The following is a 24,778-nucleotide window of genomic DNA, read 5'->3' on the forward strand; positions in this document are numbered from 1 at the left end:
ATTTGGCAGGTTCATCGCACACTCATCTTGATCCGTGAAACGGTTTCCACGCCGTTTGAGCGCATCCGCGCATCCGATGCTGTCCTTGTCCCCGGCTGATCGCCTCCCGCCGGGGATGAGGTTCGCAAACGGATGCGCGGACGCCCGCCGCCCTTGCCGGACGCCAACACGTCAAACACCCGGACTCAAAGCCACGTCCGCCCGATCGCGGCGCGGGTTTGAGTCTCGGCCAACTTTTCGGGGGAAACGCATGACCGCCTGCTCCACCACCGCCGCCCGTCGGCTGCGCCGCTCGTTTGGCGTCAGCCTGTTCGCCATCGCCGCCGGTCTGATCGCCGCGACGACCGTCGCCGCTCCGGCCCTGGCCGCCGACGTCACTTGGACCGACATCGCCAACGACGCGAAAACCAACAACGACGTGCTGATGTACGGCATGGGGATCGAGGGCAAGCGCTTCAGCGCCCTGAAGCAGATCGACGAGACCAGCGTGTCGCGTCTGGTCCCGGCCTGGTCCTTCTCCTTCGGCGACGAGAAGCAGCGCGGGCAGGAAACCCAGGCGCTGGTGCATGACGGAATCGTCTACGTCACCGCGTCCTATTCACGGATGTTCGCGCTGGACGCCAAAAGCGGCAAGCGGCTGTGGTCCTACGCCCACCGCCTGCCCGACGACATCCGCCCCTGCTGCGACGTGGTCAACCGGGGCGCCGCCATCTACGGCGACAAGGTGTTCATGGGCACGCTGGACGCGTCCATCGTCGCGCTGAACAAAAACACCGGCAAGGTGGTGTGGAAGCAGAAATTCGCCGATCACAAGGTCGGCTACACGATGACCGGCGCGCCCACCATCGTGAAGGACCAGAAGACCGGCAAGGTTCTGCTGATCCACGGCTCGTCCGGCGACGAGTTCGGCGTGGTCGGGCGGCTCTACGCCCGCGATCCCGACACCGGCGAAGAAATTTGGATGCGCCCGATGGTCGAAGGCCATATGGGCCGCCTGAACGGCAAGGACAGCACCATCACCGGCAACCCCAACGCCCCGTCCTGGCCGCGCGACAAGGACGGCAAGCTGGTCGAGGCCTGGAATCATGGCGGCGGCGCGCCCTGGCAGAGCGCCACCTTTGACCTGGAGACCAACACCATCGTCATCGGCACCGGCAACCCGGCCCCGTGGAACGGCTGGGCGCGCTGGCCGGGCGACAGCCTTTACACCTCGGGCCAAGCCTATGTCGATCCGACGACGGGCGAGCTGAAGGGCTTCTACCAGCACACCCCCAACGACGCCTGGGACTTCTCCGGCAACAACGAGCTGGTGCTGTTCGATTACACCGACGCGGCGGGCAAGACGATCAAGGCGACCGGCCACGCCGACCGCAACGGCTTCTTCTACGTCACCGACCGCAACAAGCTGGCCAACGCGGGCGGCGAGGCCAACAAGCCGAACAGCGTGCTGGCCGCCTATCCCTTCGTGGACGGCATCACCTGGGCCAAGGGCATCGATCTGAAGACCGGGCGCCCGATCGAAAATGACGGCCAACGCCCGCCCCTGCCGGTCGGCGACGAAAAGCGCGGCAAGGCGGTGGAGGTCTCGCCCCCCTTCCTGGGCGGCAAGAACTGGAACCCGATGTCCTACAGCGAGGACACCAAGCTGTTCTACATCGCCGCCAACCATTGGAAGGAGGATTACTGGACCGAGCATGTCGGCTACAACCCCGGTTCCGCCTATCTCGGCATGGGATTCCGCATTCACAAGCTGTTCAACGACCATGTCGGCACGCTGCGCGCGCTCGATCCCAAGACCGGCAAGATCGTCTGGGAGCATAAGGAAGAGCTGCCGCTGTGGTCCGGCACGCTGGCGACGGCGGGCAATCTGGTCTTCACCGGCACCGGCGACGGCTTCGTCAAGGCGTTCAACGCCAAGACGGGCGAGGAGCTTTGGAAGTTCCAGACCGGCTCCGGCATCATCTCCTCCCCCGTCACCTGGGAACAGGACGGCGTGCAGTATGTCGGCATCACCACCGGCTATGGCGGGGCGGTGCCGCTGTGGGGCGGCGATCTGGCCGATCTGACCACCCGCGTCACCCAGGGCGGTTCCTTCTGGGTGTTCAAGCTGGCCGACGTGAAGGTCTCCAGCGCCAAGTGACGCGCGAAGGGCGGGTGGAGCGGCGTCCCGTTCCACCCGCCCGATCCGTGTCGCCCGCCTTTTCCAACCCATGGGGAGAACCGCCGATGACCGCGACCCTGCGCGCCCTGCTGCTGCTGACCACGCTCGCCCTGCCCGCAACCGGCGCGCTGGCGCTGGCGACCGAACCCGACTCCACCGAAGCCCTGGTCGGCGGCGGGGAGGAGGCGCGCCCGACCGAGGTCGCCGGATGCAAGCTGGTCGCCAAAACCGTCTGCCCGAACCTCGATCTGCGCCACCGCAATTTGCGCAGCGTCGATCTGGGCGGGGCGGATCTGCGCGGGGCCAATCTGATGCGGGCCGACCTGCGCCACGCCGATTTGCGCGGAACCGACCTGCGCGGCGCCATCCTGGACGGGGCCGATCTGCGCACCGCCTTTCTGCAAGGGGCCAAGCTGGACGGGGCGCGGCTGCGCGGGGCCAATCTGGAGCAGGCGCGCGCCACCGGCGCCACCATGACCGGCGCCGACCTGACGGCGGCCAATCTGGAAGCCATCAAGGCCGACAAGATCAACCTGTCCGGGGCCAATCTGGAAGGCGCCGACCTGCAAGAGGCCAAACTCGCCAGTTCCAACCTGTCGAACGCGGTGATGGAGGGAACCAAAATCCGCTTCGCCATCTTCCAAGACGCCCTGATGACCGGCTGCCGGGGCTGCCCGACCGACTGGTGAAACCCGATTGAAAAAAATGACGAGGGTCGTGTTTTTCCCCTTGCCGACCACGGTGTTTTTCCGTAGAAAGCCGCTCCCGGACGACGGGAACGCGGGCGTAGCTCAGGGGTAGAGCACAACCTTGCCAAGGTTGGGGTCGAGGGTTCGAATCCCTTCGCCCGCTCCAAACATCTTTATGGGTGTTTGAGCGGTCAAAGCGGTCCTTGCGGGGCCGCTTTTTTGTTTGCGGCGGCGTCCTGCGCGCCGAACAGCCGTTCGCTGAAAAAATCCACACACCCCCGATTTTTGGCGACCGCCGCCGGTTACGAGCGGATCGCGTAAAATCAGCGTGGATTTGAAGCGTGAATCCGCTCGATCCATAAGATCGCCCCAGACACGCGGCCCCGGTCGGAAAAAATCAGCGGCCTCGCATCTTTTCTTTTGCCGAGGCCCGCTTTTTTCCGTACAAAGCCGCTCCCGGACAACGGGAACGCGGGCGTAGCTCAGGGGTAGAGCACAACCTTGCCAAGGTTGGGGTCGAGGGTTCGAATCCCTTCGCCCGCTCCAGTTCTCCGGTGAAAAAGCGAAAACCAAGGGCCGAGCGCGCAGCGCCTCGGCCCTTCGCTTTTCCGGCCTTGCCCCTGGCCACCCGCCTGAGCGCGCGCCTCCCGTCACTCCGGCAAGCTGCCGGACAGTTCGGTCAGCAGGCGCAGAACCTCCAGCGACGCCGCGTTCAGCTTGCGCAGTTCCTCCAACGCTTCGGCCTCCTGACCCGCCGCGTGACGGCGCAGGGCGGCTTTGCCATGGTCGTGGACCAGACGGTGCGGGGCCTCCATCGCCGTGTAGGCCGGGTTGGCGCGGATGGCCTTGTCCGCCACCGACTCGTACCATTTGCCCAAACGACAGCCGTGATGGTCGCTCAAGCCGTCGGCGGTCAGCGCGCTGCGGCCCATCAGCGTGTCGACGATCCGCTTCTTGAACACGATGTGATCCATCTTGGCGATCTCGCACAGCGCGCGCGGGGATTTCAGCGCCGCCATCCGCTCGACCCGCTGAGCCACGGCGCCGTTGGACGTGTTGACCGATTGGATGACCGCGCCGATCAGATCGTCGTTGTGCGCGGCCATCGCGGCGACCCGGTCGATGCCCTGGGAGATGCGCGACGAGCTTTCCGATTGCGAGCCGAGGATCTGGGCGATTTCGTGCATGCGGCTGCCGACGTTGCCGACCTGCTCGGCCACCACGGTCATTTCCGTGCCGGTGGCGGCGATCACCTCCTGGCCCTGGGCGACGGCGGCGCCGTTCTGGCGCATCGCCTCGACGATGCTGGCCATTTCGCCGCGCAGGGCGTCGATGCGGCCCCGGATGTCTTCGGTGGCCCGCGCGGTCTGGTTGGCCAACGCCTTCACCTCGTTGGCGACGACGGCGAAGCCCTTGCCCGATTCCCCGGCGCGCGCCGCCTCGATGGTGGCGTTCAGGGCCAACAGGTTGGTTTGTTTGGAAATGGCGTCGATGGAGACCAGAATCTCGCCAATCCGGTCGGACGCGGCGGCCAGATCGTCGATTTTGTGAACGGTGGACTCCACCGCGCTGGCGATGCCGCGCATCGTGCCGACCGCGCCGGTGGCGGCGGTCATGGCGCGGCGCACCGCTTCGCCCGCGAGGCGGGCGTCGTCCGACGCGCGTTCGCTGTTGCGGGCGATGGCGTCCACCGAGGCGACCAGACCGCTGGCGGCCCCGGCGATGTCCTGGCCCTGCTGGCGCACCACGCGGGAATCGCGGCCCAACTCGGCCAACGTCACCATCGCTTCGTTGGAATCGATGGCGAAGCGGACGAGGCTGGACAGATTCTCGCCCATGTCGCGGTTGAGCTGTTCGGTGCGGCTGCGCAGGTCGTGCGCGTCCTCATAGGCCGACAGGGTGCGCTCCAAATCGCGGGCGACCAACCGCGTCAACGCCGCCGCCACGCCCGACGCCGGACGCCCGAACAGACCGCGCCCGGCCTGCTCGGCGGTTTCGATCAAGCGCGCCAGCATGAACATGTAGGCCGACACATAGGCGTGCGGCGGCAGACCGATGCGGGCGTGGGCCATGCCGACGGCGCGGTTGCGGGCGCTGGCCGCCGCGTCGTCGCTCTGCTCGCGGTCGGCGCCGCTCAACAAAGTGGCCCAATGGGCCTTTTGCTGGGCTTTCAAGCGGGTGAGTTGCGAGTCATCGCCGATGAAGCGCCACAGCGTCGGGTTGGCCCGGATGAAACCGTAAAAATCCTCCACCAAACCGTCCAACCGGCTGGTCAACAGCGGCGCGACAGCCCGCAACGCCGCCCGATCACGGTCGCCAAGCGTGGTGGTGGTCGGAACGGCGGTGTCGGCGACAGCGGCCATCGGGAAACTCCTGATCGTGGGGCGGGTCGTTTTTGGAACGTGCGTTCGTTCAATTGTACAGAAATTTTTGCTAAAACAATCACACGCGCACAACCACGCAAACACTCAACCATCCAGGCCGGGACGATGCGTCGCACCCCGGCCTTCCCCAACGCGGCGGCCTGCGCTACGCTCCGGCCCACCGAACGGGAGGAGTGATTCCAATGCTGTACATGTTCCATTGCACCGACAAGGCCGGGGCCGCCGAGATCCGCACGGCCAACCGCGCCGAGCATCTGGCCTATCTGGAGTCCCACGCGGCCCGTCTGTTCGCCGCCGGTCCGCTGCTGTCGGACGATGGTCAGGGCATGGTCGGCAGCCTGCTGATCGTCGAATGCGCCGACGCCGCCGAGGCGCAAAGCTTCGCCGCGAACGACCCTTACGCCAAGGCGGGCCTGTTCGACAGCGTGGCGATCCGGCCCTGGCGCCGCGTTTTCCCCAAGGCCTGAGCGGGAGCGGCGGGACCATGGCCTATTGGCTGCTGAAATCGGAACCCTTCAAATATTCCTGGGACCGCATGGTGGCTGACGGGCGCACCCATTGGGACGGCGTGCGCAACCATCAGGCGTCGAACAACCTGAAGGCCATGCAGGTCGGCGACCGCGCCTTTTTCTACCATTCCAACGAAGGCCTGGCGGTGGTCGGCGTGGTGGAGATCGCCCGGACCTATTACCCCGACCCCAGCGATCCGGCGGGCCGTTTCGGCATGGTGGACGTTCAGCCGGTCAAGCCGGTGGTCACGCCGGTGACGCTGAAGCAGATGAAGGCCGATCCGGACTTGCAAGGCATGGCGTTGATCCGCCAGTCGCGCCTGTCGGTTTGCCCGGTGTCGGACGCGGAATGGACGCATGTCTGCGCCCTGGCGGGGATCGAGGCGTAAGGACAGCCGTCAGAACGGAAAGCGGGTCGAAAGCGGGTCAGGAACGCGGCGGCGTCATTCCGCCGCTTCGCCCGCCGGTTCGCGGGCGGCGGCCTGGAAATCGCGGGTCGCCTGAAGCATCCGCCGGGCGAGTTCCCGCACCTCTTGCGCGGCGGCGGCGTTTGACAGGCCGGTCGGCCCGGTCGCGTTGTCGCCGGGCAGCAGGCGCAGGGTGGAATCAATGACCATCAGGCTGGTGCGATCACCAATCTGCGTCAGCCGGGTGGCGATGTCGACGGCGTCGGCCTTGTCATCCGCGCTGGTGGTGCTGGTCATCCTGAATCCTTGCCCCCCAATGGTCCCGCTACAGCCGCCAAGTGTGAAGGCCCCGGGTTAAAGCCCCGTTAAGCAAAGCCGAATCATGGCGCGTCGAGAGCGAAAAGCGCGGCAAAGCGCCACAGTGACCAATAGGTCAAGTCGTGTTGACCGAATGGCTGGACAAGGGCGATGAGTTGCGAAATTCTGCGGAATAATAAGTCTCGCGCCGCAAACAACGCGACACAATCCTCCTTTGGTCGGGGGTGCCGACGGGCCGTTCCGCTTGTTCGCACTGCAACTTGTGTGGATAATGCGCCTCAATACGGGCGGCGGCCCGCCGCCCTCCAAACATCTTCCGAACCAACGCGGAAGCAAACGGGGGAATCGCGCAGCTATGACCAGCGACAACAGCTTCTTTCCGGTCAAACCCGAGATCGCGGCGGCCGCGCATGTGAACGCGGAAGCCTACGCTCGCCTGTACGAGCAGTCGGTCCAGGATCCCGAAGCCTTTTGGGGCGAGCAGGGCAAGCGCCTGGACTGGATCAAGCCCTACAGCAAGGTGAAGGACGTTGATTTCACCGGCGATGTTCACATTCGCTGGTTCTACGACGGCACGCTGAACGTGTCGGCCAACTGCATCGACCGCCACCTCGCCACCCGTGGCGACCAGACGGCGATCCTGTTTGAAGGCGACGACCCCGGCGTTTCCAAGGCGATCACCTACAAGGAACTGCACGAGCAGGTGTGCCGTCTGGCGAACGTCCTGAAGAAGAACGGCGTCAAGAAGGGCGACCGCGTCACCATCTATCTGCCGATGATCCCGGAAGCGGCCTACGCGATGCTGGCCTGCACGCGCATCGGCGCCATCCATTCCATCGTCTTCGGCGGTTTCTCGCCGGACAGCCTGCGCGACCGCATCGTCGATTGCGACAGCCATTTCGTCATCACCTCGGACGAGGGTCTGCGCGGCGGCCGCAAGGTTCCGCTGAAGGCCAACGCCGACAAGGCGGTGGCGAACGCCGAATGCGTCCGCCATGTGCTGGTCGTCAAGCACACCGGCGGCAACGTCGCTTGGACCGAGGGCCGTGATCTTTGGTATCACGAGGAAGTCGCCTCGGTCTCCGCCGATTGCCCGCCGGAAGAAATGAGCGCGGAAGACCCGCTGTTCATCCTCTACACCTCCGGCTCGACCGGCAAGCCGAAGGGCGTGCTGCACACCACCGGCGGCTATCTCGTCTACGCGTCGATGACGCACCAGTATGTCTTCGATTACAAGGACGGCGAGGTTTACTGGTGCACCGCCGACGTGGGCTGGGTCACGGGCCACAGCTACATCGTCTATGGCCCGCTGGCCAACGGCGCGACCACGCTGATGTTCGAAGGCATCCCGACCTACCCGGACATTTCGCGCTTCTGGCAGGTCATCGACAAGCACAAGGTCAACATCTTCTACACCGCGCCGACCGCCATCCGGTCGCTGATGCGCGAAGGCGAAGGCCCGGTCAAGAAGACCTCGCGCGCGTCCTTGCGCGTTCTGGGATCGGTCGGCGAGCCGATCAACCCGGAAGCGTGGCTGTGGTACTACAATGTGGTTGGCGACGCCCGTTGCCCCATCGTCGACACCTGGTGGCAGACGGAAACCGGCGGCATCCTCATCACCCCGCTGATCGGCGCCATCGGCCAGAAGCCGGGTTCGGCGACCAAGCCCTTCTTCGGCGTCCAACCCGTCGTGGTGGACAATGAGGGCGTGGTTCTGGACGGCGAGACGGAAGGCAACCTCTGCATCGCCGACGCGTGGCCCGGCATGATGCGCACGGTGTTCGGCGATCACGAGCGCTTCGTCCAGACCTACTTCTCGACCTTCGCTGGCAAATATTTCACCGGCGACGGCTGCCGCCGCGACGAGGACGGCTATTACTGGATCACCGGGCGCGTGGACGACGTCATCAACGTGTCCGGCCACCGCATGGGCACCGCCGAGGTCGAAAGCGCGCTGGTCGCCCACCCGAAGGTCGCCGAGGCCGCCGTCGTCGGCTACCCGCACGACCTGAAGGGCCAGGGCATCTACGCCTATGTGACGCTCAACGCTGGCGAAGAGCCGTCGGAAGAGCTGCGCAAGGAGCTGGTGAACTGGGTCCGCAAGGAAATCGGCCCGATCGCCTCGCCGGATCTGATCCAGTGGGCGCCCGGCCTGCCGAAGACCCGTTCGGGCAAGATCATGCGCCGCATCCTGCGCAAGATCGCCGCGAACGAGCATGACGCGCTGGGCGACACCTCGACGCTGGCCGATCCGGGCGTGGTGACGGACCTGATCGACAACCGCATGAACAACGCCTGATCGTTCGTCAACGGTCGCCGTTGAGGCAAAGAAAAACCGGGAGTCGCGAGGCTCCCGGTTTTTTTATGACTGCGGGTTTCCACCCTCTATCCTTACTCGCCCTCGCCCCGGAAGGGGCGGGACAGCAGCCCCTCGATGGTCGCGTCCAGACCGGCGCCCTTGTTGAGGATGGCGTCCACCGCCGCGCAGATCGGCATGTCCACCCCCAACCGTCCGGCCAGCCCGACCACGGCGGCGGCGGTGTAGACCCCCTCCGCCACCGACCGGCGCGCCGCCAGAATGTCGGCCAGCGCCCGCCCCTCGCCCAACGCCGCGCCCAGCGACATGTTGCGCGATTGCAGGCTGGAGCAGGTCAAGGTCAGATCGCCAAGCCCTGACAGCCCCATCAGCGTGTCCGCCCGCCCGCCCAGCGCCAGCGCCAGTCGGGTGATTTCCGCCAACCCGCGCGTGATGAGAGCGGCGCGCGCGTTGTCGCCCAGTTTGCGTCCCTCGACCACGCCGCAGGCGATGGCCAACACATTCTTGACCGCCCCGCCGATCTGCGAGCCGATCACGTCGTCGGATCGGTAGGGCCGGAAACTGCGGCTGCCCAGCGCCTCGACCAACCCCGCACCCAACCCCGGATCGGCGCAGGCCAGCGTCACCGCCGTCGGCAGACCGCGCGCCACTTCAGCCGCGAAGGTCGGGCCGGAGAGGATCGCCAGCGGGGTTCCGGCGGGCAGCGCCGCCGCCGCCGCTTCGCTCATCAGGGCGAAGCTGTCCAACTCGATGCCCTTGGCGCAGATGACCACCGGCGCGCCAGGGCGCAAAACCGGAGCCAACCGGGAACAGACGGCGCGGGCGTGCTGGGCGGGCGAGACCAACAACACCGCGTCGCAGGCCCCGACCTGCGACAGATCATCGGTCACGCGCAAATCGGGCGGCAGCGGGACGCCGGGCAGATAGTCGCGATTCTCGCGCTCCGTCGTCATCGCCGCGACCACCGCCGGTTCGCGCGCCCACAGCCACGTCTCGCGCCCGGCGCGCAACGCCGCCAACGCCAAAGCGGTTCCCCAGGCCCCGCCGCCGATGACGCCGACGCGGGAGAAGGTGGGAGAGACGGGGGTGGTCATGGGGGATCCTTGGTCAATCGTTGGCTCATTGGCCCCCTCCCCATCCCTCCCCCGCTGTTCAGCGGGAGAGGGGGCCGGATCTTTGTCAGCGTTCAGGAACGATCCCCTCTCCCGCAAAGCGGGGGAGGGTTAGGGAGGGGGCAAGAGGGTTGCGCTCAGAAACAAGTGAAACACACCCTCCGTTACGCTTTCACGCCCGACCCGACGCCCGCCCGCCCGATCACCGGCGCGGCGGTCGGGTCCAGCGGCCAGCGCGGGCGCGGGGCGAAGTTCAGCGGATCGCTTTCGCCCAGCCGGAACCGCTCGATCCCAGCCCAGGCGATCATCGCCGCGTTGTCGGTGCACAGCCGCAAGGGCGGGGCGACGAAGGGCAGCCCCTCGCGGTCGGCCAAAATCTGCAAGCGGGCGCGCAGAGTCTTGTTCGCCGCCACGCCGCCCGCCACCACCAGCGCGCCGCCCTGCGGGTGATCCGCCTTGAAACGGGCGATGGCGCGGGCGCAGCGGTCGGCCATCACCTCCGCCACCGTGCTCTGAAAGGCGGCGGCCAGATCGTCGCGGTCGGCGTCGGACAGCGGCGCGCCCACCTCCTCGACATGACGGCGCACGGCGGTTTTCAGACCGGAAAAGGAAAAATCGCAGCCCGGGCGCCCGACCAAGGGGCGCGGCAAGGCGAAACGCCCCGGATTGGTCGCCCGCGCCGCCGCCTGTTCGACCAGCGGCCCGCCGGGATAGCCCAACCCCAGCAGCTTGGCGGTCTTGTCGAACGCCTCGCCCACCGCGTCGTCGATGGTGGTGCCGAGTCGGCGGTAACGCCCGACGCCCTCGACCACCAGCAATTGGCAATGGCCGCCCGACGCCAGCAGCAGCAGGTAAGGAAAGGCGACGTCGTTGGTCAGCCGCGCCGTCAGCGCGTGGCCTTCCAGATGATTGACGGCGATGAAGGGCAAATCCCGCGCCGCCGCGATGGCCTTGGCGGTCATCACCCCGACGATGACGCCGCCGATCAGCCCCGGCCCGCCGGTGGCGGCGATGGCGTCGAGATCGCCGAAGCCCACTTCGGCCTCGGCCATGGCGCGGCGGATCAACCCGTCCAGATGCTCCAGATGGGCGCGCGCGGCGATTTCCGGGACGACCCCGCCATAGGGCGTGTGGTCGTCCAATTGCGACAAAACCACGTCGGCGCGGATCTCGCGCGCGTCGGTGACGACGGCAGCGGCCGTCTCGTCGCAGCTTGTTTCGATTCCCAGAACGATCATGGCCGCCAAACTAGCGGTGTTGGCCGCGCCGGTATAGGGTTTTGCCGATGAGACTCCCGCCCCGATGAATCCCGACACCCCCGCCGACGACGCCAGCATCCTCTATTACGACGCCGATTACCCGTCGTTGGAGATCGGTTCGGCCTGCCGCGACGACGTGGCGGCGCTGGTTCGCATGGGCTTGCTCGGCGACGTCGGCTTTTACGGCGAGCAGGCGGCGGCCCATGGCGGGCCAATCCTGGAACTCGGCTGCGGCACCGGGCGGATCGCCATTCCGCTCGCCCGCATGGGCTTCACCGTCTGGGCGGTGGACGTCGCCGAGGCGATGCTCGACCAGTTGCGCGCCAAGCTGGCCGCCGAAGCGCCGGACGTGCGGGCGCGCGTCAGGATCATCCACCAAAACGCCGCCGATTTGGATGCGCCCGGCCTCGCCGCGTCTCTGGTCCTGCTGCCCTTCAACCTGCTGATGATGCAGCCGGACGACGAACAGGCGCGGCGCACGCTGGCCGCCGCCGCGCGTCATCTCGCCCCGGATGGCCGCTTCGCCCTCGACATCATGAATCCGGCGACCTTGCCGCAGGAGGCCGACAGCACCCCCGCCCCGTCGCAGCCGCGCCGCAACCCGCGCACCGGCAATCCTTACATCCGCCACGCCCAAATTTCGGCGGTGAACCGGCGGCGGGTTCAACACGTCACCGGCTGGTACGACGAACTGCTCCCCGACGGCGGCATCCACACCACCCGCTTCGCCTTCGACTGGCGGATGATCGACCGCGCCGATCTGGCGGCGATGCTGGCCGAGGTTGGCCTGGTCATCGACCGGCTCGCCGGGGATTTCGACGGCTCCCCCTGGACCGAGGACAGCCGCCGCATCGTCGCCGCCGGACGCCGCGCGCCATAACATCGGCACGCCGCCCCCCTCGCCCAGCGAACCCTTGCAAAGCGGCGCGGATGGCCTAGAAGTTTGCGGTATGACGACCCAATCGCTCCGCATCGGCACGCGCGGCAGCCCGCTGGCGCTGGCGCAGGCCCATGAAACCCGTGATCGCCTGATCGCGGCCCATCCCCATCTCGCCGCCCCCGGCGCCATCGAGATCGTGATCCTGAAGACCACGGGCGACCGCATCCAGGACCGCACCCTGGCCGAGGCGGGCGGCAAGGGGCTGTTCACCAAGGAGTTGGAGGAGGCGCTGTTCGATGGCCGCGCCGATCTGGCCGTCCATTCGATGAAGGACGTGCCGACCCAACTGCCGGACGGGCTGGAGATCTCCACCCTGCTGCCGCGCGAGGATCCGCGCGACGCTTTCTTCGCGCGCGCGGGCTGCTCGCTGGCCGATCTGCCCGCCGGTTCGGTGGTCGGCACGGCGGGCTTGCGCCGTCAGGCCCAGGTGCTGGAGCTGCGCCCCGATCTGAAGATTTTCCCGCTGCGCGGCAACGTGCAAACCCGCCTGTCCAAGCTGGACGCCGGGGAGGTGGACGCCACCCTGCTGGCGCTGGCCGGTCTGCGCCGCCTTGGCCTGACCGAGCGGATCACCGCCGTGCTGGAACCCGAAACCATGCTGCCCGCCGTCGCCCAAGGGGCCATCGGCTTCGAGATCCGCAGCGACGACGACGCCACCCGCGCCCTGGTCGCCCCGCTGAACTGCGCCGCCACCACCACGCGGGTGACGGCGGAGCGGGCCTTGCTGGCCGCGCTGGACGGCTCCTGCCGCACGCCGATCGCCGCGCTGGCGGAGTTGGACGGCGAGCGTTTGACCTTGCGGGTCAAGGTGTTGTCGAACGATGGCCGCCGCGTCTTCCGGGCCGAGCGCGTCGGCGCCGCGACCGACGCCGCCGCGATGGGGGCCGACGCCGGGGCGGAGATCAAGGCGCAACTGCCCGCCGACTTCTTCACCACGCCGTAACCCCGCCCGCGATGAGCGATCCTTCCGCCTCGGTTGACCCCGCCCCCACCGGACGTACGCGCCTGCTCGTCACCCGTCCGCAGGAGGACGCCGAACCCTTGGTCCGGCGGCTGACCGCGCTGGGTTACGCCTGCGCGGTCGAACCGATGCTGGACATGGTGTGGCTGGACGGGCCGGAACCGGACCTCACCGGCGTGCAGGCGTTGCTGTTCACCAGCGCCAACGGCGTACGGGGATACGTCCGCCGTACGCAGCGCCGTGACCGTCCGGTCTACGCCGTCGGCGACGCCACCGCGCGCGCCGCCCTTGAGGCTGGTTTCACCCAGGTCGAAAGCGCGGCGGGCGACGTGCGGGCGTTGGCCGAACTGACGCGCGCCCGCTGCCGTCCCGACCAGGGCGATCTGCTGCATGTGGCGGGAAGCCGCGTGGCGGGCGACCTCGCCGGGCTGTTGGGCGAGGCCGGTTTCACCCTGCGCCGCGCCGTGCTGTACGACGCCGTGCCCGCCGCCGCCCTGTCCGCGTCAACTGCGGCGTTTTTGCGTACGTCCGCCATCGACATTGTCTTGTTTTTCTCTCCCCGGACGGCGCGTTCCTTTGTTAAGTTGCTGGGTGAGGCGGGACTGATCGACCAGTGTCGTACGGTCGACGCGTTCTGCCTCAGCCCCGCCGTCGCGGAGGCTGCCCGCGCGTACGGCGACCAGGGAGGGACGCCGTGGCGCAGCGTACGGGTGGCGCCGCGACCGGATCAGGACGCCTTGCTTGGCCTTCTGCCGCCGATGGACGGCGCGGCGGGGTGAGGACGCCGGTTCGGGGGCTGTGGCGTTTCGACGAACAACAGCGAACCGAAGGTGCATTCCATGACCTCTCGTCCAGGCTCCGAGCGTGTCGGCGCCGACCGTCCCGTCAACGAACAGGATGGTGACGCGACCAGCGGCAGCCTCGCCCCCAGCAGCGCCGCCCCCACCAGCAACGCGGACGTTGGCGCGGTTGACCGCATCGTCGAACGGTTTGGCGGCATCCGCCCGATGGCCAACAAGCTGGACATCCCCGTGACCACGGTGCAGGGCTGGCGCAAACGCGGCGCGATTCCGCTGGCCCGCCACGCCGACCTGCGAGTCGCGGCGACCAAGCACGCCATCGCCTTGGACGACGCCGATCTGGACGCCGCGACGCCATCGGAAGAGCGCGCCGCCGCCGACAGCGCGCCCGTGATCGAAAAGGCGACCGTGGCCGAAACGCCCGCAACCACGCCCGAGTCGCCGCAGACCGAGGCGCCCCTGAACGCCGTCGAACCAGAAGGCGCCGCGAAGCCCGACACGACCACCCCCGCCCCCACCGAGGCCGCTCCGTCGACCGCCCCGTCAACCGATGCGGCGGCGTCCAGCGTCGAGCCGCCGCAGAGCGCTCCGCTTCCGTCGCCCTCCTATCTGGACGAACCGCGCGCGGTCAGCGGCTTCGCCAGCGCGCTGTCCATCGTCGCGCTGCTGGTCGGCGCCGCCGCGCTGGCCGAACCTTGGTGGGGTCCGAAACTGCCGGGCTGGCCGAGTGGGGCCAGCGTTCCGGCGGCCAACGTCTCGGGAGTCAACGCTTCCGCCGCCGATCCCGCTCTGCGCGCGCAGGTGCAGCAGTTGGCCGACCGCATTGGTCGCCTGGAACAGCGCCCGGCGTCCGCCAACGCTCCCGCCGGGGACAGCGCCGCTCTGGACGCCGCCATCAGCCAGTTGACGCAACGCCTCGACAGCCTGGAAAAACGCCCCGCCGCGACCGGCGGGGATTCCGCTGGAGCCGCCGCGCTGGCCGACCGTCTGGGCGGGCTGGAACAGCGCCTGACCGCGCTGGGCGGCGGAGCCAAGGCCGCGCAGGATCTCGGCAAAGAAATCGAGGCGCTGAAGCAGCAAATCGCCAGCGTCGGCCAGACGGTCGAAACCCGCCGCGATTCGGGCGTGGCGGCGCAAGCGCTGGTGCTGGCCGCCGGGCAGTTGCGCGCCACGCTGGCCGCCGGGCAGCCCTTCCAGGCGGATTTGCAGAGCGTCCGCGCGCTGGGCATCGGCGACGCCGGAGTGACGCAGCCGCTTGACGCCGTCGCCCCCTTCGCCGCCAAGGGCGTTCCGACCCAGGCGCAGATCACCGACCGTTTCCGCCCGCTGGCCTCCGACATCGTCCGCGCCGCCGAGCGCGGCGACGGGGCCACCTGGATCGACAGCGTGACCGGCAAGCTTTCCACCCTGGTGACGGTGCGCCGCCAGGGCGGCGGCGTGGTCGGCTCCAGCGCCGACGCCATCGTCGCCCGCGCCGAAGCGGCGCTGGGCGAAAACAACCTCGGCAAGGCGGTGGAGGAACTCGCCGCCCTGCAAGGCGCCGGGGCCGGGGCCGCCGCCGCGTGGCTGGACGACGCCAAGGCGCGTCTGGCCGCCGACCAAGCCGCCCGCGCCCTGACCCAACGCGCCATCGCCCTGTTGACCGCCGCGTCGGGCGGGAAGGGAGCGGTCCAATGATCCGCGCCCTGTGGTTCCTCCTGAAGCTGGCCGCCGTCATCGCGGCGGCGGTCTGGCTGGTCGAACGGCCCGGCACGGTCAGCGTCAACTGGCTGGGCTACGTCATCGAAACCTCCTTCACGGTCGCCCTGCTGATCGGGCTGGCGGCGTTGGCGCTCGCCGCGCTGGGCTACCGGCTGCTCCGCTCGGTCCTGCGGGCGCCGACGACCATCCGCCGCTACCGCCGCTCGCGCGTGCGCGAGGCGGGGTATCGCGCGCTGACGCAAGGCATGGTCGCGGTGGCGGCGGGCGACGCCGTGACCGCGCGCAAAATGGCGCGCAAGGCCGACGGGTTGCTGAACGAACCGCCCTTGACCATGCTGCTGTCGGCGCAGGCCGCCCAGTTGCAGGGCGACGACCGCGCCGCCAAGCAGTATTTCACCGCGATGCTGGACCGCCCGGAAACCGCCTTTCTCGGCCTGCGCGGCCTGCTGACCCAAGCGGTCAAGGTCGGCGACCGGGTGGAGGCGCTGGAACTGGCCCGCAAGGCCCGCGCCCTGCAACCCAACACGCCCTGGCTGCTCGGCACGCTTTATGATCTTGAAGCCCGCGCCGGGGATTGGGCGTCGGCGGAAGGCACGTTGCAACAGGCGATCCAGGCGGGCGCGATCCCGACCGAGGATGGCCGCCGCCACCGCGCCGTCCTGCTGCTGGAGCGCAGCTTCGAGGCGGAACGGCGCGGGCGCGGCGACGCCGCTCTGGCGCACGCCCAATCGGCGCACGACCTGATGCCCGGCTTCGTTCCGGCTGCGGCGCGTCTGGCCCGCCTGCTGGTCGCCGCCGGTCGGCTGAAGCCCGCCGCCAAGGTGGTGGAACGGACCTGGAAGCTGGCCCCGCACCCCGATCTGGCCGACGCCTACCGCGAGATTCTCGGCGGTTACGACGCGCTGACCCGCGTCAAGCTGTTCGAGAAGCTCCTGGCGCAGGCTCCCGACCATGTCGAATCGCACATCGCGCTGGCCCGCGTCGCGCTCGACGCCCATCTGTGGGGCGAGGCGCGCGACCATCTGAAGCGCGCGTTGGGCATCGAACCGTCGCGCCGCCTCTTCCGCCTGCTCGCCGAGTTGGAGCGCAACGAGCGCCACGACGAGGCCGCCGCCCGCGATTGGCTGGCCAAGGCCGCCGCCGCCCCCGCCGATCCGGCTTGGACCTGCGATTCCTGCAACGCCGTCAGCCACGCTTGGGGCGGGCTGTGCGGCCATTGCGGGGCCTTCGACAGCCTGGATTGGAAAGCGCCGACGTTGGCCGTCTCGCTGATGGAGCCGGGGCTGCACCCGGCGCACACGGCGCTGGTCAAGTCGTCGGCGGCGTAAAAACCAAAACGCCCAAACGCGAAAAGGCCGGTCCCCAACGCTGGGGACCGGCCTTTTTCATGCTCCGTCCGTCAAGCGGCGGCGAACGCGGTCAATGGCGGAAGTGGCGCATCCCGGTCAGGACCATCGCCAAGCCCTTCTCATCCGCCGCCGCGATCACGTCGGCGTCGCGGATCGAGCCGCCGGGCTGGATCACCGCCGTCACGCCCGCTTCCGCCGCCGCCAGCAGACCGTCGGCGAACGGGAAGAAGGCGTCGGACGCCACCACCGACCCCTTGGTCAGCGGCTCCGCCAGACCGGCGGCCTTGGCGGCTTCCGCCGACTTGATGGCGGCGATGCGGGCCGAATCGACGCGGCTCATCTGCCCGGCTCCGACGCCGACCGTCGCGCCGTTCTTGGCGTAGACGATGGCGTTGGACTTCACATGCTTGGCGACGCGGAAGGCGAACAGCAGATCGGCAAGCTCTTGCTCAGTCGGCGCGCGCTTGGTCACGACCTTCAGCTCCGCCGGGTTGACGCGGCCCGAATCGCGGTTCTGCAACAGGAAGCCGCCCGACAGTTGCTTGACCATCATGCCGACGTCGGCGGGGTTCGGCACGTCCTTGGTCAACAGGACGCGCAGGTTCTTCTTGGTCGCCAGCAGGGCGCGGGCCGCGTCGTCGGCGTCCGGCGCGATCACCACCTCGGCGAACAGCTTGGCGATCTCCTCGGCGGTTTCGGCGTCGAGCGAGCGGTTGACGGCGATGATGCCGCCAAAGGCGCTGACCGGGTCGCACAGCAGGGCCGAACGGTAGGCGTCGAGCAGGTTCGCCCCTTGCGCCACGCCGCAGGGGTTGGCGTGCTTGATGATGGCGACGGCGGGCCGCTCGAACTCGGCGACCAGCTCAAAGGCGGCGTCGGTGTCGTTCAGGTTGTTGTAAGACAGCTCCTTGCCCTGAAGCTGAATCGCGGTCGCCACGCCGGGGCGCTGGTCGCCGGTGACGTAGAAGGCCGCCTGCTGGTGCGGGTTCTCGCCATAGCGCAGGGTCTGCGCCAGCGCGCCCGACAGGGTGACGCGCGGCGGGAAGGTCTCGCCCAACTGCCCGGCCAACCAGGTCGAAATCGCGGCGTCGTAGGCGGCGGTGCGGGCGTAGGCGCGCTGGGCCAGCTTGCGGCGCAGCCCCAGCGTGACGCAGCCGTCGTTGGTCGCCAGCTCGTCGATCACCGCCTCGTAATCCGACGGCTCGGTGACGATGGCGACGAAATCATGGTTCTTGGCGGCGGCGCGGATCATCGCCGGGCCGCCGATGTCGATGTTCTCGACGCAGTTGGCGTAATCGGCCCCTTGAGCGACCGTCGCCTCGAACGGGTAGAGGTTGACGACGACCAGATCGATCGGCGGGATGTCGTGCTGCGCCATCGCGTCGGCGTGGATGTCGCGGCGGGCCAGAATGCCGCCATGGACGCGCGGGTGCAGCGTTTTGACGCGGCCATCCATGATTTCCGGGAAGCCGGTGTGGTCGGAGACCTCCTTCACCGGCACGCCAGCCTCGGCCAGACGCTGCGCCGAACCGCCGGTGGACAGAATCTCCACGCCACGCGCGGCCAACGCCTGCCCCAGCGCCACCAGCCCGGTCTTGTCGGACACGGAAATCAGCGCGCGGGTGATGCGGACCTTGTCGGGAGCGGGGGCGTGGTTGGCTTTCGGCGGACTCATGGCGTGTTCCTGATCGGCTGGCGTTGTTGCAGGCCGCGCGTGGTCAGGAAGACGCGAATGAACACGAATGACGAAAAGCACGGACGAACACGGACATTGAACTCATCTGTGTTTATCTGTGTTCATCTGTGTCAGATCCTGTGTGCGCAACGAGGATTTGACACCGATGAACACAGATAAACACAGATAGAGAAAATCCGTGTTCGTCCGTGCTCAATCCATGTTCATCCGTGTTTCCATGCCCCTTCGGGTGAGGAAAGGGGCCGGCCACTGCGGATGGCGGGATTTACGCCGCCTTGCGTTCGCGGCGCAAGGCCCATTTGACGGTGACGCCGTCGGGGCCGCTATGCCCGTGCATGACGATCTGGGCGCTGCGGCGGGGTTCGTCGCCGGTTCCAAGATAGATGCTCTCGGCCAGTTCCAGCATCACGCCGGTCGCCCGCAACCGCCAGACGTTGCCGCTGGGCAGCCGCAGATTCACCTGCGCCCCGCCCTGGACCACCGTCGGCTGAACCGATGGATGGAGATGAAAGCGGATGGCGAAAGGCTGTTCGGACGGGTGGGCGCCGATCACCGGCTCCAACGTGTCCTCGCCGCGCAGATCCTCGCCGTTGTCGGCCAGATAGACCCGGCGGCGGTGCAGCAGGCTGAAGCCCTTGCTGTAGCCGTTGTGGGTGGCGACGACCAGAACCGCGCCTTCGGACTCCTGCCGCTCGCACCCGACATGGGACGGTCGGCGACCCAAACCGCCCTGGTCCAGAACCTCCGCCGAATTGGTGTCGGCGACGACCACGGTGGAATGCGCCGCCGATCCGGCCAGCGCCGCGCGCCATGGGCCACGCTGGGCCGGGTGGCTGCCGCAATTGACGATCAACCGCTCCTTGTTGACCGACACCTCCATCGACAAGGTGCCCGCGTGGGCCAACCCGTCCAGCCCCGCCGGGGGCGGCGCGCCGGTGTCGATCAGCACCAAGGTGCGCGAGGCCATCAGCCGTTCAAACCCGACATGCGGCGCGCTTTTCAGCGGACGCCCCCGCGCGTCGGCCTGGGCCAGCACGGTGTCGATGAGCGCCGGTTCTTCCTCGCGCCCGCCGTTGAACAGGGCCAGCCCGCCGTCGCCATGGCGGAAAAAGCGCAGGGCCGGGGTCATCCGGTCGATGGCGTGTTGCAGGGATTCCGGAATGTCCACGCGGGCCACCCGCAACACCGCGCGCATGTCGATCAGGTCGCGCAGCACCCGCAGTTGCGCCGACGGGTTGCGCTCGACGTGGCCGCCGTCGGGCAAAATCTGGCGCGGCAAGGCGCGGTCGAGCAGGCGCAGCGCGTCGTACCCGGCCTTGTCGTGACCGGGCAGGCAGAAACCGCCATAGACCAGCCCCTTGATCGCCGCGATCAGCGGCGCGCCGTCCAGCCGGGCGGGCAGCACGCGGGCCAGATGGCGGACCTGCCGGGCCAAACTCTCGAACACCCGCGCCCGGAACTCGTCGTCCGCCGAGGCGCAGTAGAAATCATGCAGACCGATCCAGTTGGCGACTCGGGTTCCCAGCACGTCGGGCGTCCAGGCTTGCGCGTTCCAGCCGCCATTATGGTCCAGCCAGGACCAGACCAGCACGCGGGCGCGCCGCCGCGCCATGTCGCCGCCGACCGCGCGCAAATCGCGCATCCAATCAAAGCCGTGCAAGGACCGCAGCCAGACCGGGCTTGCCCCCGGCGGGCGCCAGTGCGGCTCGCCGCTGGGGTCGATGGCGACCGACTGACCGGCGAAACGCAAAACCCCGGCCAGCAGGGCCGAACCGTCGCCGGAATCGCCGGGCCAGGGATCGGGCGGCGCCACCGCCAGCGCCCCCGGCGCGCGACCGCCCAGCATCAGGGAATAGAGCGGGTTCCCATAGGCAAGCCGCGCCATGCCGCTGCGAAATCGTCCCGCGCCCTTGCCCATAGCGGCCATCCCCTCAGATCCGCACAGGGCGGGAGGGACCGACGGGCAAACATGTTGCGGTGCGGTGCAGCAAAGACAAGGGCATCCCTGTGTCCTATCAACTCACCGCCGCCGCCGCAAGACGCCCGCCGCCGGAGCTTGGTAATTTATTCGTAAACACGGCGCAGCCGGGACACGAAGAAGCCGTCGATTCCGCCATGCTCGGCCAACATGCCGGGCAACGAGCGCACCTCGCCCCGCTCCGTGATGATCTCCGACAGGCCGCCCAACTCGTCCGCCGTGATCGGCCAGCGCTTCACCCGGTTGTCGCGGGCCAGCAGACGGGTGATCTGCGCCTCGCCTTCCTCCGGTTGGATGGAGCAGGTGCAGTAGATCAGCGCGCCGCCCGGCTTGACCAAGCCGACGGCGTGGGCCAGCAGGCGACCTTGCGCCTTGGCCAGCTTGGCGATGTCCTCGGGCGTCTTGACCCGCAGGATGTCGGGGTGGCGGCGCACCGCGCCGGTCGCCGAACAGGGGGCGTCGAGCAGCACCGCGTCGGCCAATTCGCCCGGCTCCCACGCCGCCGCGTCGGTGGCGATGATCTCCGCCTCCAGATTCAGGCGGGCGAGGTTTTCCGTCACCCGCTCCAGCCGCTTGGCCGAACGGTCGAGCGCGACGACGCGCGCGCCCTGCGCCGCCAACTGCGCGGTCTTGCCGCCGGGCGCGGCGCACAGATCGAACACCCGCTTGCCCCGCAGATCGCCGAACAGTTTGGCGGGCAGCGAGGCCGCGAGATCCTGCACCCACCAACCGCCCGCGTCGAAGCCCGGCATCTCGGTGACGGAGCCGCCGGACATCCGCCGCAGCGTGCCGGTCGGCAGCACGGTCGCGTCCAACCGGCCCGCCCACACCGACGGATCGCTTTTCACCGTCAGATCCAGCGGTGCCTCGTGCAGATGGGCTTCGACGATGCCGCGCGCCTTCGCCGTGCCGTAGGCGGTGCGCCAGGACAGCCACATCCAATCGGGCGTGTTCAGCCGCCCGGCGTCCTGCTGGGCCGCCAGCGCCGCGCCCTCGCGCCCGACGCGGCGCAGGACGGCGTTGATAAGCCCCTTGTAAGGCGCGGCGTTGCGCAGCGCCGCCAACTCCACCGCCGTGTCGACGGCGGCGTGCGGGGGGGTGTTGAGGAAGACCAACTGCGCCGTTCCCAGCCGCAGCATGTCGTGGATCGCCGCCTTGGGCAGCCCCGGCTTTGCCAGACAGGTCTGGATCAGTTCGTCGATCTGGCCCAACCGGCGCAGCACCGTGGCGACCAGCATGCGGACAAAGCCACGGTCGCGCGGCTCCAGCCCGGCAAGGTCGGGGTGCGCGTCGAACGCGTCGTCAAAGGGAACGGACTTGCGCAGCACGTCGCGCAGCAAATCAAGCGCGACGCCGCGAGCGGCGAGGGTGGTGTCGGTCATCAGCTTGATCTAGCGCGCTCAAGCGCTGGTGTCGATGGCGCTGTTTGGGATTTGAAACGCGAAAGCGCCCTCTCCCGAACCGGGAGAGGGCCTCACGCGACCGTCAATGCACCGTCTTGACGGTGGGAACATCGACCTTGCGGGGCGGTTCGGACACCGACGCGCCGTTGATGGTCAGAACGCCGCCCTCCGCGCCGACGCTGACCGTCTGGCCGTCGGTGACGCGGCCTTCCAGGATCATGGTGGCCAGCGGGTTTTGCAGCTCGCGCTGGATCACCCGCTTCAAGGGCCGCGCGCCATAGACCGGGTCATAGCCGGCCTCGGCCAGCCATTCGGTCGCCGCGCCGTCCACCGCCAGCGTGATGTCGCGGTCGGCCAGCATGCGGACCAGACGGCCAAGCTGGATGGTGACGATGCCGCCCATGTGCCGACGGTCAAGCCGGTGGAACAGCAGGATCTCGTCCAGCCGGTTGAGGAATTCGGGACGGAAATGCGCCCGCACCGCCTCCATCACCTCGCCGCGCACCGCGTTGCTGTCCTCCCCTTCCGGCTGTTCGGCCAAAGCCTGCGAGCCGAGGTTGGAGGTCATGATGATGACGACGTTGCGGAAATCCACCGTCCGCCCCTGCCCGTCGGTCAAGCGCCCGTCGTCGAGCACCTGAAGCAGCACGTTGAAGACGTCGGGATGGGCCTTTTCCACCTCGTCGAACAGCACGACCTGATAGGGCCGACGGCGCACCGCCTCGGTCAGCGCCCCGCCCTCCTCATAGCCGACATAGCCCGGAGGCGCGCCGATCATGCGGGCGACGGAGTGTTTTTCCATATATTCGGACATGTCGAGCCGGACCATGGCGGTTTCGTCGTCGAACAGGAATTCGGCCAACGCCTTGGTCAGCTCCGTCTTGCCGACGCCGGTCGGGCCGAGGAACAGGAAGGAGCCGATGGGCCGGTTGGGATCCTGCAAGCCCGCCCGCGACCGCCGGACGGCGTTGGACACGGCGACGATGGCCTCCTCCTGGCCGATGACCCGACCGCGCAGGCGGCTTTCCATCGCCAGCAGCTTTTCCCGCTCGCCCGCCAGCATCTTGTCCACCGGCACGCCGGTCCAGCGGCTGACCACCCCGGCGATGTCGCTGTCGCGCACCTCCTCGTTCAGCATGCGGTTGGACGCGTGCTCTTCGGCGGTCTTCAGGGCGGCTTCCAGGCCGGGAATGACGCTGTAGGTCAACTCGCCCGCCCGGCCCCAATTGCCCGCGCGCTGCGCCGTGTCCAGCTCGGTCCGCGCCTTTTCCAGATCCTCCTTGATCTTCTGCGCGCCCTGAAGCTGGTCCTTCTCCGCCTGCCATTTGGCGGTCAGTTCGGCGGATTCCTGCTCCAGATCGGCCAGTTCGCGTTCCAGATTGGCGAAACGGTCCTTGGATCCCTGGTCGGATTCACGCTTCAGCGCCTCGCGCTCGATCTTCAACTGGATGATGCGGCGGTCGAGTTCGTCGATGTTTTCCGGCTTGGTGTCCACCGCCATGCGCAGACGGCTGGCCGCCTCGTCGATCAGGTCGATGGCCTTGTCGGGCAGGAAACGGTCGGTGATGTAGCGGTTGGACAGGGTGGCCGCCGCGACGATGGCGCTGTCGGTGACGCGCACGCCGTGGTGGACCTCGTAACGCTCCTTCAGGCCGCGCAGGATCGAGATGGTGTCCTCCACCGTCGGTTCCGGCACGAAGACCGATTGGAAACGCCGGGCCAGCGCCGCGTCCTTTTCGATGTGCTTGCGGTATTCGTCCAGCGTGGTCGCGCCGACGCAATGCAGCTCGCCGCGCGCCAGCGCCGGTTTCAGCATGTTGGAGGCGTCCATCGCCCCGTCCGCCTTGCCCGCGCCGACCAGCGTGTGCAGTTCGTCGATGAAGACGATGATTTCGCCCGCCGCCGCCTGGATTTCCGACAGCACGGCCTTCAGCCGCTCCTCGAACTCGCCACGGTATTTCGCGCCAGCCACCATCCCGGCGAGATCCAGCGCCAGCAGACGCTTGTTCTTCAGCCCTTCCGGCACGTCGCCCTTGACGATGCGTTGGGCCAGCCCCTCGACGATGGCGGTTTTGCCGACGCCGGGTTCGCCGATCAGGACGGGGTTGTTCTTGGTCCGGCGGGCCAGAACCTGGATGGTGCGGCGGATTTCCTCGTCGCGCCCGATCACCGGGTCCAGCTTGCCCTCCCGCGCCGATTCGGTCAGATCGCGGGCGTATTTCTTCAGCGCGTCATAGCCCTGTTCGGCGCTGGCGCTGTCGGCGGTGCGGCCCTTGCGAACCTCGTTGATGGCGGTGTTCAGCCCCTGCGGCGTGACGCCCGCCGCCTTCAGCAGCTTGGCGGACGGCGTGCCGTCGGCCATGGTCAAAGCCAGCAGGATCCGTTCGGCGGTGACGAAGCTGTCGCCCGCCTTTTCCGAAACCTTCTCCGCCTGCTCGAACACGCGCGACAGCTCCGGGGACAGGAAAAGCTGCCCGGCGCCGCTGCCCTCGATCTTCGGCTGTTTGTCCAGCTCGGCGTCCACGGCGGCCAGCGCCATCGCCGGATCGCCGCCAGCGGCGCGGATCAGGTTGGCGGCCAAGCCTTCCTTGTCGTCGAGCAGGGTTTTCAGCAGATGCTCGGGCGTCAAACGCTGATGCCCCCGGCGGGTCGCCAGAGTCTGCGCCGCCTGGACAAAGCCACGGCTGCGTTCGGTGTATTTCTCAAAGTCCATGAGGCGGCCCCCCTTTCCATCGACCGTCCGCGCGGCAGCCCGGTCGTTTTGATCCACGCGATGTGCGATCCACAAGGATGC

General features: G+C 68.3%; 18 protein-coding genes and 2 tRNA genes. 12 read left to right on the forward strand and 8 right to left on the reverse strand.

Translation table 11 applies throughout. The features are described 5' to 3' along the window. The first annotated feature begins 250 nt into the window (after window positions 1–250). From ACODS4_RS00670 to ACODS4_RS00685, 4 genes are all read left to right on the forward strand, one after another. On the forward strand, window positions 251–2,140 hold the full coding sequence (locus ACODS4_RS00670; protein ID WP_488859763.1) for a methanol/ethanol family PQQ-dependent dehydrogenase: 1,890 nt from the start codon (window positions 251–253) through the stop codon (window positions 2,138–2,140). A gap of 86 nt (window positions 2,141–2,226) precedes the next feature. Then, the gene (locus ACODS4_RS00675) at window positions 2,227–2,850 is read left to right on the forward strand and encodes a pentapeptide repeat-containing protein (RefSeq protein WP_488859764.1); all 624 of its coding nucleotides are present in this window, start codon (window positions 2,227–2,229) and stop codon (window positions 2,848–2,850) included. A 91-nt stretch (window positions 2,851–2,941) separates the two neighbouring features. Then, a tRNA-Gly gene (locus ACODS4_RS00680) sits at window positions 2,942–3,016 on the forward strand. A gap of 305 nt (window positions 3,017–3,321) precedes the next feature. Then, a tRNA-Gly gene (locus ACODS4_RS00685) sits at window positions 3,322–3,396 on the forward strand. A 104-nt stretch (window positions 3,397–3,500) separates the two neighbouring features. Here ACODS4_RS00685 and ACODS4_RS00690 read toward each other — a convergent pair. After that, window positions 3,501–5,213, reverse strand: coding sequence for a methyl-accepting chemotaxis protein (locus ACODS4_RS00690; protein ID WP_488859765.1), 1,713 nt, complete (start codon window positions 5,211–5,213; stop codon window positions 3,501–3,503). A 203-nt stretch (window positions 5,214–5,416) separates the two neighbouring features. Between ACODS4_RS00690 and ACODS4_RS00695 the strand changes: the two genes are divergently transcribed. Beyond that, the gene (locus ACODS4_RS00695; RefSeq protein ID WP_488859766.1) at window positions 5,417–5,701 is read left to right on the forward strand and encodes a YciI family protein; all 285 of its coding nucleotides are present in this window, start codon (window positions 5,417–5,419) and stop codon (window positions 5,699–5,701) included. 17 nt (window positions 5,702–5,718) lie between these two features. After that, the gene (locus tag ACODS4_RS00700) at window positions 5,719–6,132 is read left to right on the forward strand and encodes an EVE domain-containing protein (RefSeq protein ID WP_488859767.1); all 414 of its coding nucleotides are present in this window, start codon (window positions 5,719–5,721) and stop codon (window positions 6,130–6,132) included. A 54-nt stretch (window positions 6,133–6,186) separates the two neighbouring features. Here ACODS4_RS00700 and ACODS4_RS00705 read toward each other — a convergent pair whose 3' ends face one another. Continuing rightward, on the reverse strand, window positions 6,187–6,447 hold the full coding sequence (locus ACODS4_RS00705) for a hypothetical protein (RefSeq protein WP_119828871.1): 261 nt from the start codon (window positions 6,445–6,447) through the stop codon (window positions 6,187–6,189). A 376-nt stretch (window positions 6,448–6,823) separates the two neighbouring features. Between ACODS4_RS00705 and acs the strand changes: the two genes are divergently transcribed. After that, entirely contained in the window at window positions 6,824–8,767 is a 1,944-nt protein-coding gene (gene acs, locus ACODS4_RS00710) for an acetate--CoA ligase (protein ID WP_488859768.1), read from the forward strand. Between the two features lie 92 nt (window positions 8,768–8,859). Here acs and ACODS4_RS00715 read toward each other — a convergent pair whose 3' ends face one another. Together ACODS4_RS00715 and tsaD are read right to left on the reverse strand one after the other, a co-directional pair. Then, entirely contained in the window at window positions 8,860–9,879 is a 1,020-nt protein-coding gene (locus ACODS4_RS00715; RefSeq protein WP_488859769.1) for an NAD(P)H-dependent glycerol-3-phosphate dehydrogenase, read from the reverse strand. A gap of 182 nt (window positions 9,880–10,061) precedes the next feature. Continuing rightward, entirely contained in the window at window positions 10,062–11,135 is a 1,074-nt protein-coding gene (tsaD, locus tag ACODS4_RS00720; protein WP_488859770.1) for a tRNA (adenosine(37)-N6)-threonylcarbamoyltransferase complex transferase subunit TsaD, read from the reverse strand. Between the two features lie 64 nt (window positions 11,136–11,199). Here tsaD and ACODS4_RS00725 point away from each other — a divergent pair, with 64 nt between their 5' ends. The 5 genes from ACODS4_RS00725 to ACODS4_RS00745 all read left to right on the forward strand — a co-directional run bounded on the left by ACODS4_RS00725 (window position 11,200) and on the right by ACODS4_RS00745 (window position 16,886). Further along, entirely contained in the window at window positions 11,200–12,036 is an 837-nt protein-coding gene (locus ACODS4_RS00725; RefSeq protein ID WP_488859771.1) for a class I SAM-dependent methyltransferase, read from the forward strand. A gap of 70 nt (window positions 12,037–12,106) precedes the next feature. Next, window positions 12,107–13,039 (forward strand): hydroxymethylbilane synthase, encoded by a 933-nt coding sequence (hemC, locus tag ACODS4_RS00730; protein WP_488859772.1) that lies wholly within the window; start codon window positions 12,107–12,109, stop codon window positions 13,037–13,039. 11 nt (window positions 13,040–13,050) lie between these two features. Further along, window positions 13,051–13,836: a uroporphyrinogen-III synthase gene (locus ACODS4_RS00735; protein WP_488859773.1), complete on the forward strand. Its 786-nt coding sequence runs from the start codon at window positions 13,051–13,053 to the stop codon at window positions 13,834–13,836. 60 nt (window positions 13,837–13,896) lie between these two features. Further along, window positions 13,897–15,534, forward strand: coding sequence for a COG4223 family protein (locus ACODS4_RS00740; RefSeq protein WP_488859774.1), 1,638 nt, complete (start codon window positions 13,897–13,899; stop codon window positions 15,532–15,534). Continuing rightward, on the forward strand, window positions 15,531–16,886 hold the full coding sequence (locus ACODS4_RS00745) for a heme biosynthesis protein HemY (RefSeq protein ID WP_488859775.1): 1,356 nt from the start codon (window positions 15,531–15,533) through the stop codon (window positions 16,884–16,886). Before ACODS4_RS00740 ends, ACODS4_RS00745 begins: the two co-directional genes overlap by 4 nt. 91 nt (window positions 16,887–16,977) lie before the next feature. Here ACODS4_RS00745 and purH read toward each other — a convergent pair whose 3' ends face one another. The 4 genes from purH to clpB all read right to left on the reverse strand — a co-directional run bounded on the left by purH (window position 16,978) and on the right by clpB (window position 24,697). Beyond that, complete coding sequence (gene purH / locus ACODS4_RS00750; RefSeq protein WP_488859776.1) at window positions 16,978–18,582, reverse strand: bifunctional phosphoribosylaminoimidazolecarboxamide formyltransferase/IMP cyclohydrolase; 1,605 nt, start codon at window positions 18,580–18,582, stop codon at window positions 16,978–16,980. Between the two features lie 286 nt (window positions 18,583–18,868). Beyond that, on the reverse strand, window positions 18,869–20,530 hold the full coding sequence (locus ACODS4_RS00755) for a heparinase II/III family protein (RefSeq protein ID WP_488859777.1): 1,662 nt from the start codon (window positions 20,528–20,530) through the stop codon (window positions 18,869–18,871). 137 nt (window positions 20,531–20,667) lie between these two features. Next, entirely contained in the window at window positions 20,668–21,963 is a 1,296-nt protein-coding gene (locus tag ACODS4_RS00760; RefSeq protein ID WP_488859778.1) for an RsmB/NOP family class I SAM-dependent RNA methyltransferase, read from the reverse strand. Between the two features lie 103 nt (window positions 21,964–22,066). Next, complete coding sequence (gene clpB, locus ACODS4_RS00765) at window positions 22,067–24,697, reverse strand: ATP-dependent chaperone ClpB (protein ID WP_488859779.1); 2,631 nt, start codon at window positions 24,695–24,697, stop codon at window positions 22,067–22,069. Between the last annotated feature and the right edge of the window lie 81 nt (window positions 24,698–24,778).

The organism is Azospirillum sp. FG154, assembly GCF_057809575.1.

Bases quoted from the DNA above. Each gene is read 5' to 3' on its own strand.
- purH (WP_488859776.1), bottom strand. From the start codon at position 18,582: ATGAGTCCGCCGAAAGCCAACCACGCCCCCGCTCCCGACAAGGTCCGC.
- tsaD (WP_488859770.1), bottom strand. From the start codon at position 11,135: ATGATCGTTCTGGGAATCGAAACAAGCTGCGACGAGACGGCCGCTGCC.
- clpB (WP_488859779.1), bottom strand. From the start codon at position 24,697: ATGGACTTTGAGAAATACACCGAACGCAGCCGTGGCTTTGTCCAGGCG.
- ACODS4_RS00705 (WP_119828871.1), bottom strand. From the start codon at position 6,447: ATGACCAGCACCACCAGCGCGGATGACAAGGCCGACGCCGTCGACATC.
- ACODS4_RS00755 (WP_488859777.1), bottom strand. From the start codon at position 20,530: ATGGCCGCTATGGGCAAGGGCGCGGGACGATTTCGCAGCGGCATGGCG.
- acs (WP_488859768.1), top strand. From the start codon at position 6,824: ATGACCAGCGACAACAGCTTCTTTCCGGTCAAACCCGAGATCGCGGCG.
- ACODS4_RS00745 (WP_488859775.1), top strand. From the start codon at position 15,531: ATGATCCGCGCCCTGTGGTTCCTCCTGAAGCTGGCCGCCGTCATCGCG.
- ACODS4_RS00695 (WP_488859766.1), top strand. From the start codon at position 5,417: ATGCTGTACATGTTCCATTGCACCGACAAGGCCGGGGCCGCCGAGATC.
- ACODS4_RS00760 (WP_488859778.1), bottom strand. From the start codon at position 21,963: ATGACCGACACCACCCTCGCCGCTCGCGGCGTCGCGCTTGATTTGCTG.
- hemC (WP_488859772.1), top strand. From the start codon at position 12,107: ATGACGACCCAATCGCTCCGCATCGGCACGCGCGGCAGCCCGCTGGCG.
- ACODS4_RS00740 (WP_488859774.1), top strand. From the start codon at position 13,897: ATGACCTCTCGTCCAGGCTCCGAGCGTGTCGGCGCCGACCGTCCCGTC.
- ACODS4_RS00715 (WP_488859769.1), bottom strand. From the start codon at position 9,879: ATGACCACCCCCGTCTCTCCCACCTTCTCCCGCGTCGGCGTCATCGGC.
- ACODS4_RS00700 (WP_488859767.1), top strand. From the start codon at position 5,719: ATGGCCTATTGGCTGCTGAAATCGGAACCCTTCAAATATTCCTGGGAC.
- ACODS4_RS00735 (WP_488859773.1), top strand. From the start codon at position 13,051: ATGAGCGATCCTTCCGCCTCGGTTGACCCCGCCCCCACCGGACGTACG.
- ACODS4_RS00725 (WP_488859771.1), top strand. From the start codon at position 11,200: ATGAATCCCGACACCCCCGCCGACGACGCCAGCATCCTCTATTACGAC.
- ACODS4_RS00675 (WP_488859764.1), top strand. From the start codon at position 2,227: ATGACCGCGACCCTGCGCGCCCTGCTGCTGCTGACCACGCTCGCCCTG.
- ACODS4_RS00690 (WP_488859765.1), bottom strand. From the start codon at position 5,213: ATGGCCGCTGTCGCCGACACCGCCGTTCCGACCACCACCACGCTTGGC.
- ACODS4_RS00670 (WP_488859763.1), top strand. From the start codon at position 251: ATGACCGCCTGCTCCACCACCGCCGCCCGTCGGCTGCGCCGCTCGTTT.